The sequence below is a fragment of the Sinomonas humi genome (genome assembly GCF_000802235.1).
GTDB classification, from domain to species: Bacteria; Actinomycetota; Actinomycetes; order Actinomycetales; family Micrococcaceae; genus Sinomonas; species Sinomonas humi.
In genome coordinates, this window is the sequence record NZ_JTDL01000037.1 from 17,219 (window position 1) to 32,525 (window position 15,307).

14 protein-coding genes are annotated in these 15,307 nt (G+C 68.5%); 7 read left to right on the forward strand and 7 right to left on the reverse strand.

All coding sequences use genetic code 11. The annotated features are described in order from the left end of the window. Genes hpaE through LK10_RS02480 form a run of 4 tightly spaced genes read left to right on the forward strand, consistent with a single transcriptional unit; the run spans nt 1 to nt 4,286 of the window. Nucleotides 1–1,506 carry a 5-carboxymethyl-2-hydroxymuconate semialdehyde dehydrogenase gene (gene hpaE / locus LK10_RS02465; RefSeq protein WP_043119861.1) on the forward strand — a complete coding sequence of 502 codons (1,506 nt, stop codon included), beginning with the start codon at nt 1–3 and terminating at the stop codon, nt 1,504–1,506. Between the two features lie 42 nt (nt 1,507–1,548). After that, nucleotides 1,549–2,667: a 3,4-dihydroxyphenylacetate 2,3-dioxygenase gene (gene hpaD / locus LK10_RS02470; protein WP_043119862.1), complete on the forward strand. Its 1,119-nt coding sequence runs from the start codon at nt 1,549–1,551 to the stop codon at nt 2,665–2,667. A 3-nt stretch (nt 2,668–2,670) separates the two neighbouring features. Then, nucleotides 2,671–3,456 carry a 2-oxo-hept-4-ene-1,7-dioate hydratase gene (hpaH, locus tag LK10_RS02475; protein ID WP_043119864.1) on the forward strand — a complete coding sequence of 262 codons (786 nt, stop codon included), beginning with the start codon at nt 2,671–2,673 and terminating at the stop codon, nt 3,454–3,456. Then, on the forward strand, nt 3,441–4,286 hold the full coding sequence (locus LK10_RS02480) for an HpcH/HpaI aldolase family protein (RefSeq protein WP_043119865.1): 846 nt from the start codon (nt 3,441–3,443) through the stop codon (nt 4,284–4,286). Before hpaH ends, LK10_RS02480 begins: the two co-directional genes overlap by 16 nt. A gap of 34 nt (nt 4,287–4,320) precedes the next feature. Here LK10_RS02480 and LK10_RS02485 read toward each other — a convergent pair whose 3' ends face one another. Further along, nucleotides 4,321–4,926, reverse strand: a complete 606-nt coding sequence (locus LK10_RS02485) for a DnaJ family domain-containing protein (RefSeq protein WP_043119866.1) — start codon at nt 4,924–4,926, stop codon at nt 4,321–4,323. Between the two features lie 65 nt (nt 4,927–4,991). On the opposite strand from LK10_RS02485, the gene LK10_RS02490 reads away from it, so the two are divergent. Next, nucleotides 4,992–5,735, forward strand: coding sequence for a phosphoribosyltransferase (locus LK10_RS02490; protein ID WP_052206856.1), 744 nt, complete (start codon nt 4,992–4,994; stop codon nt 5,733–5,735). A gap of 6 nt (nt 5,736–5,741) precedes the next feature. Here LK10_RS02490 and LK10_RS02495 read toward each other — a convergent pair whose 3' ends face one another. Continuing rightward, nucleotides 5,742–7,268, reverse strand: a complete 1,527-nt coding sequence (locus tag LK10_RS02495) for an APC family permease (RefSeq protein WP_081998212.1) — start codon at nt 7,266–7,268, stop codon at nt 5,742–5,744. 142 nt (nt 7,269–7,410) lie between these two features. After that, nucleotides 7,411–9,318 (reverse strand): primary-amine oxidase, encoded by a 1,908-nt coding sequence (locus LK10_RS02500; protein ID WP_052206898.1) that lies wholly within the window; start codon nt 9,316–9,318, stop codon nt 7,411–7,413. 232 nt (nt 9,319–9,550) lie between these two features. Between LK10_RS02500 and LK10_RS02505 the strand changes: the two genes are divergently transcribed. Beyond that, the gene (locus tag LK10_RS02505; protein ID WP_043119867.1) at nt 9,551–10,123 is read left to right on the forward strand and encodes a TetR/AcrR family transcriptional regulator; all 573 of its coding nucleotides are present in this window, start codon (nt 9,551–9,553) and stop codon (nt 10,121–10,123) included. Between the two features lie 12 nt (nt 10,124–10,135). Then, entirely contained in the window at nt 10,136–11,101 is a 966-nt protein-coding gene (locus tag LK10_RS02510) for an AraC-like ligand-binding domain-containing protein (RefSeq protein ID WP_043119868.1), read from the forward strand. A 132-nt stretch (nt 11,102–11,233) separates the two neighbouring features. Here the strand turns inward: LK10_RS02510 and LK10_RS02515 are convergent, their stop codons facing one another. From LK10_RS02515 to LK10_RS02530, 4 genes are read right to left on the reverse strand one after another with little or no spacing between them, the layout of a single operon-like run. Next, nucleotides 11,234–12,913, reverse strand: coding sequence for a sulfatase family protein (locus tag LK10_RS02515; RefSeq protein WP_052206857.1), 1,680 nt, complete (start codon nt 12,911–12,913; stop codon nt 11,234–11,236). After that, a complete protein-coding gene (locus tag LK10_RS02520) occupies nt 12,910–13,746 on the reverse strand; it encodes an ABC transporter ATP-binding protein (RefSeq protein ID WP_043119869.1) in 837 nt (278 codons plus the stop codon). The genes LK10_RS02515 and LK10_RS02520 overlap by 4 nt, the downstream gene beginning before the upstream one ends. Next, nucleotides 13,743–14,534: an ABC transporter permease gene (locus LK10_RS02525; protein ID WP_231567559.1), complete on the reverse strand. Its 792-nt coding sequence runs from the start codon at nt 14,532–14,534 to the stop codon at nt 13,743–13,745. Before LK10_RS02525 ends, LK10_RS02520 begins: the two co-directional genes overlap by 4 nt. Further along, nucleotides 14,531–15,307 carry an ABC transporter permease gene (locus LK10_RS02530; RefSeq protein ID WP_043119870.1) on the reverse strand — a complete coding sequence of 259 codons (777 nt, stop codon included), beginning with the start codon at nt 15,305–15,307 and terminating at the stop codon, nt 14,531–14,533. The genes LK10_RS02525 and LK10_RS02530 overlap by 4 nt, the downstream gene beginning before the upstream one ends.

Sequence of the window (15,307 nt, forward strand, 5' to 3'; positions counted from 1 at the left end):
ATGAGCAAGCACTTCGTGCCCGAGAACCTGCCGACCCACCTGCAGCACTACATCGGCGGCAAGCGCGTCGACTCGATCGGCGGAGAGACCTTCGAGGTCCTCGATCCCGTCACCAACACGACGTACGCGACCGCCGCTTCCGGCCAGAAGGCGGACATCGACGCCGCCGTCGCCGCCGCGACCGAGGCGTTCGAGCACGGCCCGTGGCCGCGCATGAAGCCCCGCGCGAGGGCCAAGGTCCTGTTCGCGATCGCCGATGCGGTCGAGGCGCAGGAGGGCCGCCTCGCCGAGATGGAGACCTTCGACACGGGACTCCCTATCACCCAGGCGCGCGGCCAGGCGCAGCGTGCGGCGGAGAACTTCCGCTTCTTCGCGGACCTCATCGTGGCGCAGCAGGACAACGCACTCAAGGTCCCCGGCAGCCAGCTGAACTACGTGAACCGCAAGCCGATCGGCGTCGCGGGCCTCATCACACCGTGGAACACGCCGTTCATGCTCGAGTCCTGGAAGCTCGCGCCGTCGATCGCCTCGGGCTGCACCGTGGTGCTCAAGCCCGCGGAGTTCACGCCGCTCTCGGCCTCGCTGTGGGCCGGGATCTTCGAGGAGGCGGGCCTGCCCGAGGGCGTCTTCAACCTCGTCAACGGCTTCGGCGAGACCGCCGGAGACTCCCTCGTGAAGCACCCGGGCGTGCCGCTCATCTCGTTCACGGGCGAGTCCTCGACCGGCCAGCTGATCTTCCGCAACTGCGCGGAGAACCTCAAGGGCATGTCGATGGAGCTCGGCGGCAAGTCCCCCGCCGTCGTCTTCGCCGACGCAGACCTCGACGCCGCGATCGACTCGACGCTCTTCGGCGTCTTCTCCCTCAACGGCGAGCGCTGCACGGCCGGTTCCCGCATCCTCGTGGAGCGCAGCATCTACGACGAGTTCACCGAGCGGTACGCGGAGCGGGCCAAGAACATCGTGGTCGGCGATCCGCACGATCCGAAGACGCAGGTCGGCGCCCTCGTGCACCCCGAGCACTACGAGAAGGTCATGAGCTACGTCGAGATCGGCAAGTCCGAGGGCCGGCTCCTCGCTGGCGGCGGGCGACCAGAGCACCTTCCGGAGGGCCAGGAAAACGGCTCGTACGTCGCCCCGACCGTTTTCGCGGACGTCAAGCCGGACGCGCGGATCTTCCAGGAGGAGATCTTCGGCCCGGTAGTCGCGATCACGCCGTTCGACGACGACGACGAGGCCCTTTCGCTGGCCAACAACACGAAGTACGGCCTCGCCGCCTACGTCTGGACCAACGACCTCAAGCGCGCCCACAACTTCGCGCAATCGATCAACGCGGGGATGGTCTGGCTCAACTCCCACAACGTCCGCGACCTGCGCACCCCGTTCGGCGGTGTCAAGGCCTCGGGCCTCGGACACGAGGGCGGCTACCGCTCGATCGACTTCTACACCGACCAGCAGGCCGTCCACATCACGCTCGGCGAGGTCCACACGCCCAAGTTCGGCGCCTGAGACGCTCGCCCCACTTACTGACAGCTCAAAGAGGAGAACATCATGACCAGCAGCCCCAAGCTCCCCCACCCAGCCACCCTTACCACCTCCGTCCCGGCCCCCGACATCGTCCGCTGCGCCTACCTCGACCTCGTGGTGACCGACCTCAAGAAGTCGCGCGACTTCTACGTGGGCCTGCTCGGCCTGCACGTGACGTACGAGGACGACGAGGCGATCTACCTGCGCTCCTTCGAGGAGTTCATCCACCACAACCTCGTGCTGCGCAAGGGTCCGATCGCTGCCGCCGCGGCCTTCGCCTTCCGCGTCCGCACCCCCGAGGATGTGGACAAGGCCGAGGCCTACTTCAAGGAGCTCGGCTGCCGGACCGAGCGCCGCAAGGAGGGCTTCGTGCGCGGGATCGGCGACGCCGTGCGCGTCGAGGACCCGCTGGGCTTCCCCTACGAGTTCTTCTACGAGGTCGAGCACGTGGAGCGCCTGCACATGCGCTATGACCTGTACTCGGCCGGCGAGCTCGTGCGCCTCGACCACTTCAACCAGGTCACCCCCGACGTCCCGCGCGGCCGCGCCTACCTCGAAGGCCTCGGCTTCCGCGTCTCCGAGGACATCAAGGACTCCGAGGGCACGACGTACGCGGCGTGGCTCCACCGCAAGGAGACCGTGCACGACACCGCGCTCACCGGCGGCGACGGCCCGCGCCTCCACCACATCGCGTTCTCGACGCACGAGAAGCACAACATCATCCAGATCTGCGACAAGATGGGCGCGCTGCGCATGTCGGACCGGATCGAGCGCGGGCCGGGCCGGCACGGCGTCTCGAACGCGTTCTACCTCTACATCCTCGATCCCGATGGCCACCGGGTGGAGATCTACACGCAGGACTACTACACGGGCGATCCGGACAACCCCACGATCACGTGGGATGTCCACGACAACCAGCGCCGCGACTGGTGGGGCAACCCCGTCGTCCCGTCCTGGTACACGGAGGCCTCCCTCGTGCTCGACCTCGACGGCAACCCGCAGGAAGTGATCAAGCGCGAGGACAAGTCCGAGATGGCCGTGACGATCGGAGCCGACGGCTTCTCCTACACCCGCGCCGGGGACGACTCCGGCTCGTATCACGGCGAGGCGTCGAAGGGCTTCAAGCTCGGAAGCCAGGTCTGACGCGTGCTGGATCCCCAGAGCATCGAGACGATCGCCGACGAACTCGTCGAGGCGGGGCGGACGCGCACTCCCGTCCCGCTCCTCCACACCCGTTACGAGGGCATGGACATCGAGGACTCGTACGCGGTGCAGAAGCTGTGGGCCTCGCGGCTTGAGGCCCAGGGCAAGCGCGTTGTCGGCCGCAAGATCGGGCTGACCTCGAAGGCCATGCAGGCCGCGACGGGCATCACCGAGCCTGACTACGGGGTCATCTTCGACGACATGGTCCTCGAGAACGGCTCGGTCGTGGACTGGAAGCGGTACACGCATCCGCGGATCGAGGTCGAGCTCGCGTTCCGGCTCAACCAGGATCTCAAGGGGCCGGGCGTGACGCTCTTCGACGTCCTCGACGCAACGGACTACGTCGTCCCGGCCCTCGAGATCCTCGACTCCCGCATCGAGATGCAGGGCCGGACGATCGTGGACACGATCTCCGACAACGCCGCGATGGGCGCCATGGTCGTCGGCGGCCGCCCGGTGCGCCCGCACGACGTCGACCTCCGCTGGGTCTCCGCCCTCCTGTACCAGAATCAGGAGATCGTGGAGACCGGTGTTGCCGCCGGGGTGCTGAACCACCCGGCGTCGGGCGTCGCGTGGCTCGCGGACAAGCTCGCCCAGCACGGGCAGTCCCTACGGGCTGGCGACCTCGTCCTCGCGGGGTCGTTCACCCGGCCGATGTGGGTCTACGAAGGAGACACCGTGTACGCAGACTATGGGCCCCTGGGGACGGTGACATGCCGTTTCGTCTAGAGCCCGAGCGCACCTTCCGGCACGCCCTCGAACAGCCCAGCAACGGCGTGGGACCGGCTGGCGCGAAGATCGGCCTCTGGGTCTGCTCCGGCAGCGCCCTCGTGGCCGAGATCATGGCCGGCTCCGGCGCGGACTGGCTCCTCATCGACACCGAGCACAGCCCGAATTCGCTCGAGTCGGTCCTCGCCCAGCTCCACGCCGTGCACGGGTACCCCGTGCTGCCCATGGTGCGGCTGCCCTGGAACGATGTGGTGCTCATCAAGCAGTACCTCGACCTCGGCGCGCAGAACCTCCTCATCCCGATGGTCAACGACGCCGAGCAGGCGCGGGCCGCCGTCGCCGCCGTGCGGTACCCGCCGCACGGCGTGCGCGGCGTCGGCTCGGCGCTGGCCCGAGCGGCGCGGTGGAACCGCATCCCGGACTATCTGGCCCGGGCAGACGAGACCATCTCGCTCGCCGTGCAGATCGAGACGGGCGAGGCGGTCGAGAACGTCGAGGAGATCCTCGCCGTCGACGGCGTCGACGCGATCTTCATCGGCCCGTCCGATCTCGCGGCCTCGATGGGCTACCTCGGCCAGCAGGAGCACCCGGAGGTGATTGCCGCCGTCGAACGCTGCCTCGCCGCCGCACAGGCTGCGGGGAAGCCCGCGGGCGTCAACGCCTTCGTGGAGGCGACTGCACGGCGTTACATCGAGGCAGGCGCGCGCTTCGTCCTCGTGGGCGCCGACGTCGCCATCCTCGCCCGCTCGAGCGAGGAGCTCGCCGCGCGATACTCGGCGACAGGCGGAGCGGGCACCACAGACGACGCCGGAAGGCCCGCAAGCTACTGAAGTGTTGACTGGCGGGGGCGCAGCAAGGCCTGAACTAGTGCTGCCCCCGCCAGACGCGCTGCCACCACGTCCGCGGCTTCTTCCGCTGCTCTTCCTCCGCTGCTGCCTCGAGCTCCCGGCTCGCGGCAGCCCGTTCTTCCCGCCGCTCGCGCCAGCGGCGCACCTCGCCGTCGACATCCCGCGTCTTGGTGACCACGGGAGGCCCGCCCTCGAGCTGACGGCGTGCGTCGATCACCCGCGCATTGAAGTCCTCGACCGCGGCCCGCACTTCGCGCTCAGTGAAGAGAGTGTCGAGCCGCTCGTCCAGCTCGGCGTCCTCGACGCGCAGGAGCAGCGCCTTGGGCCCGAGGCCCGAGAGGTGCTCGCGCTGGATGAGGCCTTTGATCCACCAATCCGGGTCGTACGTTCCGCCGAGGCCGGGGATCGGCTTCCCGGCGTACTTGAGGTTGTCGAACTCCCCGCGGGCCATCGCATCCCGAACCAGGTACTCGGCCCGGGCTGTGGGATCGAATTTCAGCCGCTTCTTGCGGAGCTCCTCCTCGGCCGCGAGCTCGGGATCGTTTTCCACGTCTCCGGCGGCCCGCAGCTCGGCTGCCCGCTCGAGCCGCTTCCGGAGCTCGTCAGCTCCACCAGGATTCACACTTCATCACCGCCTCGGACCACCATTACCCACCTCTCGTGGGCCTGAGCGCGCATACTGACATCATGGCCTCGTCGCCGCGGGCTGAACCAGCGGATGAGGGCACGGGCCTCTACATGGACCGCGCCCAAGCGGGGCGCGTCCTCGCGGCCGCGCTCAGGGATTCAGCCAGTCTGCCGAATTCGGCGGCGCCCGGACCGCCTGCGCCCGGATCGAGGGGCCTCCCCCTCGTCGTCGGGCTCAGCCGGGGCGGGGTGCCCGTCGCAGCCGAGGTGGGCCGCGCGCTCGGGCTGCCATTCGACGTCGTGCCCGCCAGGAAGCTGGGCATCCCGGGCCACGAGGAGGTCGCGTTCGGGGCGATCGCCTCGTGCGACGGCGAGCGGTGCGCTGACTTGGACCGGCCCCTGATCCGCCGCCTCCTCGCCGCCGGGTTCACGAACGGTTCGCTTGAGCAAGTGCGTGAGCGCGAGACCGCCGAACTCGAACGGCAGGAAGAGGTGTTTCTCGGCGGACGGCACCAGAACGCGGCGGGACGCACGGTGATTGTGTGCGACGACGGCGCCGCCACCGGGGACACAGCGCGAGCCGCGGTTGCCGCCGTGCGGGCTGCAGGGGCCTCGGCCGTCATCCTCGCTGTACCGGTCGCGCCACCGAGCGTCGTGAAAGACCTCGACGCGGTCGCGGACCAAGTCGTGTGCCCGCGCCAGCCGCTCGCGTTCCTCTCGGTCGGCGGAGCCTACGAGGGCTTTCCCCAATGCAGCGACGACGAAGTCCGCCGGCTCCTGGCAGACAGGGAGCCGGCGGACTGAGAGAAGCTAGTCGTCCTCGCCCAAGTGGTGCGTCGCCGCGCCTTCCTCGCCGTGCCCGATGCGCTGGTACAGGGCGGGCTTCGCGCGCCGCAGTCGGAGGGCCCAGAAGATCCCCACCACGCCAGGGACGATGATGAGGGCGGGCAGGATGAAGCTGACGGGGGTGGACTCCGTCTGGCCGAGCAGTACGTCAAAGTTCGCGACGATGAGTCCGAACACGACGGCGAGCGCCACGGCGCCTATCGCGGGGGCGACGACGGCGGACCACGTGCCCTGCGCGAGATGGCGGCGGCGCCGGAAGAAGCCGATGACGGCGGCAGAGACGATGGCCATGAGCAGCACGAGGCCCATCGCGCCGGCGTTCGTGAGCCACGTGAACATCGTGAGCACGGGGTAGAGCGGATCGGCACCGTTGCCGGCGATCGCGAACCCGACGGTCACGACGACGGCGATGCCCGTCTGCACGAGCGATCCCGCCTTGGGCGCGCCGTGGCGGCTCGTCGCCTCGAGCCACGCGGGGATGACCCGCTCGCGGCCGAGAGAGAAGAAGTAGCGTGCCACGGCGTTGTGGAAGCTCACGAGGGCCGCGAAGAGGCTAGTGCAGAACAGCACCTGGGCGATGTCCGCGATGAGCTGGCCGACGTGGCCCGAGAGGAACGTGAAGACGAGGTCCGGCCCCTGCTTGCCGGCGGCGTCGAAGAGCTGTGAGGGTCCGGTTCCGATGGCCATCGCCCACGAGGACACGGCGTAGAAGACTGCGATGACCGCGACGGCTGTGTAGGTGGCGCGGGGGATGGTGCGGCGGGGATCCTTGGCCTCCTCGCTGTAGATCGCGGCGGACTCGAAGCCCATGAAAGCCGCAATGCCGAAGGAGAGGACGGCGCCGACGCCAGGGAGGAAGAGGCTTGAGGGCGAAAGCGGGGCTGCCGTGACGCCCTCAGGGGCGACGGCGAACGAGACGACGTCGTAGACGATGACGACGAGGAACTCAAGGGCCACGAGGCCGCCCAGGACCTTGGCCGAAAGGTCCACGCGGTTCACGCCCAGAACCGCGACGACGGCGATGCAGATGATCACTGGGATCCACCACGGGACGTTGAGGCCGAATCGCGAGGACAGGAGCGACGAGACCGTGAAGCCGAAGAGCCCGTAGATGCCGACCTGCATGAGGTTGTAGGACATGAGGGCCACGAGGGAGGCTCCCACCCCGGCTGGGCGGGAGATGCCTTGGGCGACGTACGCGTAGAAGGCGCCAGCGTTCGTGACGTGGCGGCTCATCGCGGCATACCCGACCGCGAAGATGGCCAGCACGGCGCCGAGAATGAGGTAGGACAGGGGCACGCCGAGGAGCCCGGTCACGGCAAAGGTAGTCGTCACGCCGCCGGCGAGGACAGTCAGCGGCGCGGAGGCGGCGATGATCATCATGGTCACCGACGCCACACCGAGCCTGCGCTCCTTCGCGTGTGCCACGGTCGGCGTGCCCCCCGCTGTGCTCTTGGAGCCCGGGCGGGGCGAGCTCGTCTCGATGCTCATGGGATTCTCCAGTCTCAAAAAATCGTAGGATGCGGCTGCGGCCACAGCACCATCGTGCTGCGGCCGCGGGCCGAGTGACTTGTCCCACAGCGAACGCTTCTTGTCCTCGGAAGCGAGGCTCGCGCGTGGGCTCAAGCGGCGACTAGGAGTGGCAGTGGCCGCCCTCGCGGGGAGCCGACGGCGGGACGTCGAGGACGGGGCTGCGGTCGAAGAATCCTTCGGGGCGGAGGCGGAAGCCGACGTGGTCCACCGGCATGATGGGCCAGTCCTCGGTGCGGGGGAAGTGGGTGAGGCCGAAGGTGTGCCACACGACGAGCTGGGCGCCGTCGAGCTCCCGGTCCTGGGCCTGGAACGCGGGCAGGCCCGCACCGCCGGAGTGCTGGTTGACGAAGTCGCCGGTCGGGTAGCGCTCGGCCTCGTCGTACGCGGTGACCCAGAGCTCCTTGGTGGCGAACGCGGCGCGCTTGGCGACCGACGACGACGGGTCGGCCAGCAGCGTGGGCTGCCCCTGCGGGTGCAGCTTGTAGCCGACGGGCTCGCCGAGCCGGTTGAGGGAGTCCGGGTTGGAGACGATCCACGTCCGGCCCGCAGCCATGTCAGCAGTCCGTGCTCCCTCGGACTCGCGCCGGATCACCGTGCGACGGCGGGTGAACGCGTTGCCGCGCTCGTTGCCCGGGCCAGCCGGGACTCGGACGACGTCTTCTTCCTCGACTCGGTTCGGGCCGCCGTCGAGCGCGAAGTCCAGGCGCGCACTGAAGAGGTGCTGGTGGAACGGAGCCCCGAGCCCCGGGGCCATCTCGGACGCGTATTCGTAGCCCTTGCCGGGGTAGGCACTCGTGAAGACGACGCCGGTGGCCTTGGCCTCGAACTCGATGGTGCCGTCGAGGTACAGGTACCAGTAGAAGCCGTAGTCGTAGTTGCCGATCGTCGTGAAGAAGCTGATGACGAGGCGGCGGTTGCGGCGCACGTAGTTGACGCCTGCCCACAGGTCGGAGTGCTTGGCCAGGATCGACCAGTCCTCCTCGTGCATGCAGATCCCGTTGCGGATGGTCCGGGGATTGCCGAACGCATCGCTCACCGTCGGGCTGAGGTAGGTGATCTCGCCCAGGCAGTCGCAGCCGAGCTCGAGCGAGTTCGCGTACTGGCCCACGAGGTACTCGCCGGTGTCGAAGTAGTTCTGCCACGAACGCACGGGTGAGGGATCTCCGTAGGGCACCACCATCTCGGCGATCGAGGCGCGGTCCAGGATCCGCCGGCGCTGCGGGGCGCCCGTCTGGGGCGCGCTGCCTTCTCCGGCTCGTCCGGAGGCGACGTCGTCGAACGCGATGTTGTGGAGCACGAGCCCCTCGCGCACGTCGAAGCCGATGTCCAGGCTCCACCGCTCCCACTCCACGTGGTTCCCTCCGGTGACTTCGAAGCTCGGGCCCTCGGGCTGGGTGATCTCGATCGGCTTCTGGCTCGTGCGCACGGGTCCGGTGAGCTCGGGATCGGTGAAGTTGCCGTGCTCCGCCGGAACCGGCACGGGCCCGAAGTCGAGGACCTGGTCCACCGCACGGTTGACGATGTCGACGTACGCGACGAGCCCGTCCACCGGGTGGGCCCACGGGAGGTCCTCCGGGAACTCCTGGACGAACGCGAGCCCGCGCAGGATCCGGCGGCCCTTCTCCTCGGGGTACTCGAAGACGCCGGCCGAGAGCGGCGCGACCCGGACCTTCGCGACGTTGAGGTCGCGGGCGGCGAGCGCTGCGAGCCAGCGTTCGTCCGCGTTCAGGATCTCCTCGACGGCCTCGAACTCCTCCTCCAGGACTGGAAGCTCACCCATGATGGAGGTGTCGAGCTCGACGTCGGAGACGAGGTTCCGGTGGGTCACGGAGACGACGACGTCGTGCGGCCGGGCGCCGGACGTGTCGTGGAGGAACGCTCGGAAGCGGCGGTCCACCGGGCTGTCCCCCGCGCTCCCCCGTGGCGGGTCGACGAGCCCGAGGTACGCGATGCGGGTCGTCTCGCTCCAGCGGCCGGCCTCGGCGAGGATCTCGCGGACTGCCGTGATCTCGGCTGCCGTAGTGAGGCCGTAGGCACCGCCTTCCGTCGCCTCCTCTGCCGCGCTGTGGCAGGCGTGCTGGCCCTCGTGTGCGGCCTGGTCGGTCGTGGACGTCGTCGTCTCGGTGCTCAATGGTGCCTCCGGGGAGAAACGGTTTTTTCTATAGACGTAGACAATAACGGCCTGTAAGGTGAATCACAACAGCTGTAGAAAAAAGATGTGAGGAAGGTGCCGCAGACCGATGCCCAAGATCGTGGACCACGACCAGCGCCGGGTGGAGCTCGTGGACGCGACGTGGCGGATCATCGCCGAGAAGGGGCTCGACGGGGCCACGATGCGGGACATCGCCGCGGAGGCTGGCTTCGCCAATGGTGCCCTCAAGCCGTACTTCCCCACCAAGGACCGTCTGCTCGACTTCGCGTTCGAGCACATCTTCGCCCAGACCAACCGACGCATGAAGGCCGCCACAGACGGCCTCTCCGGACGGGCCGCCGTCCGCGCCTACTGCCACGAGATCCTCCCGCTCGACGACGAGCGCCTCAACGAGGCCCGGGTTGCGATCGCCTTCTGGCAGAAGGCGCTCCAGGACCCCGCGAAGGCCGCCGTGCACGACCGGTCGATGGAGCAATGGCGCGCCTCGCTCGGGCAGCTGCTCGTCGATGCGGGCTATCGGGGCAACGACCTCGAGAACGCGCTCGGAGCCGTGATGGATCTCGTGCTCGGAGCACAGATCACGGCCACCCTCTCCCCCGCCCACCACTCTCCCGACAAGCTCATCGCCCAGCTCGACACCCTTCTCGACGCCCTCATCTAAGGGAGGATCACGATGACACTTCTCACGCCGACAATGACGCCGGCCCTTGACCTCGCCGTCGCACACGACGTCGACACGTGGCGCCGCGCGACGTCGGAATCCTTCGTACCGCTCAAGGTCACGGTCGACCGTCCCGCGAGCTTCCGAGGGAAAATGCGCGGCAAGCGGCTCCTGCCGGACGACCTCGCCATGATCGAGGTCGACGCGAGCGGGCACGCCGTCCACCGCACCGAAGAGCTCATCGCCTCGTCCGACCTGAAGTACTTCAAGCTCGGGATCCAACTGGCCGGAACCGGTCTGCTCCTGCAGGACGGCAGGGAGGCCGTCCTGCAGCCAGGGGATCTGGCCGTGTATTCGACCGACAGGCCCTACACCCTTGCATTCGACGGCGACTTCCGCTCGCTCGTGCTCATGTTCCCGCACTCCGCCCTCGACCTTCCGACAGAAGCGATGGCTCAGGTGACGGCGACCGCCATCAGTGGCTCGAGCGGTCTGGGCCAGCTCGTGAGCCCGTTCCTCATCCGTCTCGCGGAGAACCTCGACGCGATCGCTGGGCCGAACGGCGCCCGGCTCGTGCACAACGCGCTCGATCTCGTAACCACGCTGTTCAATGGCGAACTCGACGCGCGGGTCGCCGCCTCACGCGATCCGCATCAGATCCTCCTGGCCCGCATCCATGACTTCATCGAATCCCATCTCGGCGACCCAGAGCTCTCTCCCGGCTCGATCGCCGCAGCCCACTACATTTCCACCCGGCATCTGCACGACCTGTTCCGGGAGCTCGGCACGACCGTCGCGGCATCCATCCGCGAGCGCCGCCTCGAGCGGTGCCGGCGGGACCTCCGCGATCCTGTGCTCGCCGATAGGCCCGTGACTGCGATAGCCGCGCGTTGGGGCTTCCTCGACTCTGCGCACTTCAGCCGCATCTTCCGGGCGGCTTTCGGCGAGTCGCCCACGGGATACAGGGCGGGCGCTTAGAAAGACGTGGCGGGAAAGGCGCGGGAAAGGGCGCGCCAGAAAAGGCGCCCGCCGAACGACGCCTAGGAAGAGACGAGTGCCCCGGCACGCGGACTGGAGAACCGCATGCCGGGGCTTTTCCCTCACCGGGCACTACGCCGCCGCAGTTGGCGCAGTGCCCTCGTCAGCGAGGCTTGCCATCTCGACGACGAGCGCCTCCGTGAGGCGCCTCTCGAGCTCACGGTGCTCGGGGCGTCCCGCGAGGTTCTCGAGTTCGCCGGGATCGGAGATGTGGTCGTAAAGCTCGGTTTCCCCGGCACCGAAGTACCGAGTGAGCCTGCCCTCGGAAGTGATCACCGTCCGCATGCGGACGGGACCCGGGAGCCCGGGGAGGCCAAACGGCTGGTCTTCTTCGACGAGGAGCGCAGATCGGTGGGCCTCGGCCCCGCCGATGAGGACAGGGAGGAAGGACCGACCCTGGATTCCACGGAACGGCGCGGCGCCTGTGAGTTCCATGAGGGTCGGGACGAGGTCTGGGCTCGAGACGAGAGCTTGGCTCCTCCTTGCCACGGGCTCGCTGCTGGCGCCCCCTGGTTCGGGCCGTCGGCTGTCTGCGCCTGTCGGCAGGGCGACGATGAGCGGGACATTCGTCACCGCCCGATAGTGCGAGAAGTGCTTGAGCATGAGCCCGTGGTCTCCGAACAGGTCGCCGTGGTCTGCGGTGAAGACGACGATGGTCTCGTCTGCGAGTCCCTGCGCCTCGAGCTCGCCGAGAATCCGGCCGATCTGCTCATCCATGAGGGTGATGAGTCCGTACTGCGCCGCGGCCGCGTGCCGGTACTGCTCGGCAGTCGCCGCCCACGTCATGGTCGGGTCGCTCCCGGGCTCTCCCCGGTGGGACATCATGTGCCGGATGTGCTGCGGCGACCGCGCGTGGTCTTGCTCGAAGCCGAGGGGCAATGGGATCTCTGCGGGTCGATAGAGCGAGTCGTAGCCCTCGGGGGGCGAGAACGGGTGATGCGGATCCGGGAAGGAGACGAAGAGGAAGAAGGGAGCGTCCTGGCCCGCGGCGTCCTTGAGGTGCTCGACCGCCTTCTCGCCGATGAATGCACTGGGGTGGAGCTCCGCTGGGATCGCGGTCCGGTACACCTGGTCCCAGCCTCCGTACGCCACGTCGGCGTGATCCCGGCCGCCGACGGCGTCGGGATCGAGGCCACGTTCACGCGCCCAGTGCAAGTAGTGTCCCCCGGGATGGTCACCGTGGCCGACGACGAGGTCCACGTGTTGGTACCCGTAGTAGTCAGCGGGCAGGGGGATGAAGCGTTCCTCGTGGCGCGCCCGGTCCTCCCAGCGGTCCCATCCCTCCTCGCCGCCGCGCGGGCGCGCGTCCTGGGCGGTCGGGTCCAGGAGGAGGGGCGCCGTCGCGAGGATCTCATCCTCCTGCTCGGGCTCGAACCCCCAGCCCATGTTCTGGTGGTGCAGCTTGCCCACGCCGATCGTCCGGTAGCCCGCGTCCGCGAGCGAGCGCATGATGGTGCGGGAGTCCGGATCCAGCGGGATCCCGTTGCACCGCGTGCCGTGGGACGACGGCCACCGTCCCGTTGCGAGCGAAGCCCTGTTCGGCATACACGTCGGGTTGGCGACCGTCGCGTTCTCGAACACCATCCCCCGGGTGGCGAGGGCATCGAGATGCGGGGTTCGCACCACGCTGTTGCCCCCGAAACCGACGTGGTCGGCACGGAGTTGGTCTGCGACGATCACGAGGACGTTGGGACGACGGCTGTTGTCCTCCCGGCGGTTGCGCTCCCCGCGGCTCTCTCCCGCGCCCGTCACGCCGGCCTCTTGATGAGGGAGAGCACGTCCGTCCGCTGGGCGGCGAATTCCGGCAGGGCGCGGGTGCCGATCTGGTCGCGCGGCGACGGCAGCTCGACGTCGACGATCCGGAGGACGCGCGCGGGCTTCGAACCGAGGACGACGACGCGATCCGCGAGATAGACCGCCTCATCGATGTCGTGGGTCACCACGAGGATCGTCATCCCGAAGCCCTCACGGATCTTGAGGCACAGGTCCTCGAGGTCGAAGCGCGTCTGCGCGTCGACCGAGGCGAACGGCTCGTCCATGATGAGGATCTCCGGTCGATATGCGAGCGCCCGGGCAATCGCAACGCGCTGCTGCATTCCCCCGGAGAGCTGCCAGGGGAACTGGTTCTCGGCATGTGCGAGTCCCACTGCTTCGAGGGCCTCGTCGCACCGCGCCTTGAGTTCAGCTTTGGGAAGCCGAAGGTGGCGCAGGGGCAGGACGACGTTCTTCCGTACCGTGAGCCACGGCATGAGGGACCGGCTGTAGTCCTGGAAGACGAGAGCCATCTCGGGCGGTGGCCCGCTGATCTCGCGGCCGTCGATCGCCGCGCGGCCCCCGGACGTGGGCTGGAGGCCGGCGAGACACTTCAGCAGAGTGGTCTTCCCGATTCCGGACGGGCCCACAATGCAGACGATCTCACGGGCCGAGACGCTGAAGGTGAGGTCTTCGATGACCTTCTTGGCGCCGTCGCCCGTCCCGTAGCTCTTGGCGAGATGGACGACGTCGAGGCGAGCCGGCCGCTGTCCCTGAGGCTCACCCCCGAGGGAGCCTTCGAGCGGAGTGGTTGCCAGATGGGGTGAAGTCATGATGCACGAGCCAATCTGCGGGAGCCGATGTACCAGGCCAGGACTTTGCGCCGGACGAGGTCGAACAAGAAGTTGGCGGCGAAGCCGATCACGCCGAGGAGCAGGATGCCGGACCACATGTCCGAGATCATGAAGCTCTGCTGCGCGAGGAGGGTCATGGCGCCGATGCCCTGCGAGGGCCCGAGCATCTCCGAGGCGATCATGACGACGAACGCGGTCTGGAGGCTGACCTGCAGACCCGAGAAGATCTGCGGGCCGGCCGCGGGAAGGAGCACCGACACAACGCGCTCGCCGCGGCTGAGCCGGTAGACGCTTGCGACGTCGAGAAGGCCGCGGTCGACCGCCCGGAGGCCGTCCACCGTCGCGATGAACGTCGGGAAGAAGGCAGCGAGCGCGATGCTGGTGATCCTCATTTCAAGCCCGAAACCCATGAGCGAGATGAAGATCGGCACGAGGGCTACGGGTGGGATGCCGCGCAGGAAGTGGATCACGGGATCCACGGCCCAGCGGATCGGAGCGGACAGCGCCGTCACAAAGCCGACTGCGACGGCGGCGACGCCGGCGATCGCGTACCCGAGAGCGAGGTTCCGAAGGCTTACGAGCACATCCGAGGTGAAGTGGTCGAAGAGCCACAGCGCGCGGAACCGGTCGAGGATCTCCGCGAGGGGCGGGAAGAACGTGTCCGTCGAGTCCGCCGACGCGAACCACCACACGGCGAGAAGGACGAGCGGCGTTCCCACGCCGAGCAGCCACAGGCGCACAGACTTCAGGGACGGTCGCTTGCTCACGAGTGCACCACCTCTCGGTAGGACTCGTGCCAGTGCAGGAGCCGCCGCTCGGCGAAGCGCGTGGCGCCCTGGAACATGAGCCCGAGGACGCCGAGCACGATCACGAGTGCGTAGAGGGTCGGGTAGTCGCCCCCGGACTGGGCCAGGTAGAGGCGCGCGCCGAGCCCGGGACCGCCGCCGAGCAGCCCGGCAACCACGGTAATGATGAGGGCCGCGGGCGCCGAGACGCGCATGGCCGTACCGATGTACGGAAGCGAACTGGGCACGACGATCCTTGCGAGAATCTCCGCCGAGCCCATGCCGTAGGAGCGAGCGGTGTCCCGGGCCACGGGATCGGTGCTGTGCACCCCGTCCACGGTCTGCATGACGATCGGCAGGAGGCAGCCGAGGAACACGAGGAACCACGACATCTGCCCGGTCGGCCCGAGAATCAGCACGACGAGCGGAAGGATCACGATAGGCGGGATCGGCTTGAGGAATTCGAGGACCGCCCGGGTCGCGAAGCGGATCGGCTCGAAGCTTCCCACAAGCACCCCCACCACAATCCCAGCCGCTGCAGAGGCGCCGAGTCCGAGCAGGGCGATGCCGACCGTAGCGCCAACAGCGGACCAGAAGTCGGGCTCGGCGAGAAGGCCGCCGAGGTCCGTGGCCACGGTCGCCACGGCTGGCAACGAGCCGCCGGCAGCGTGAGCGGACGAGGCCGCCTGCCAAATGGCGAGTGCGACGGCGATGCCTGCCGCCCCCGCAACGGCCGGTTTTACTGTGAGTGCCAT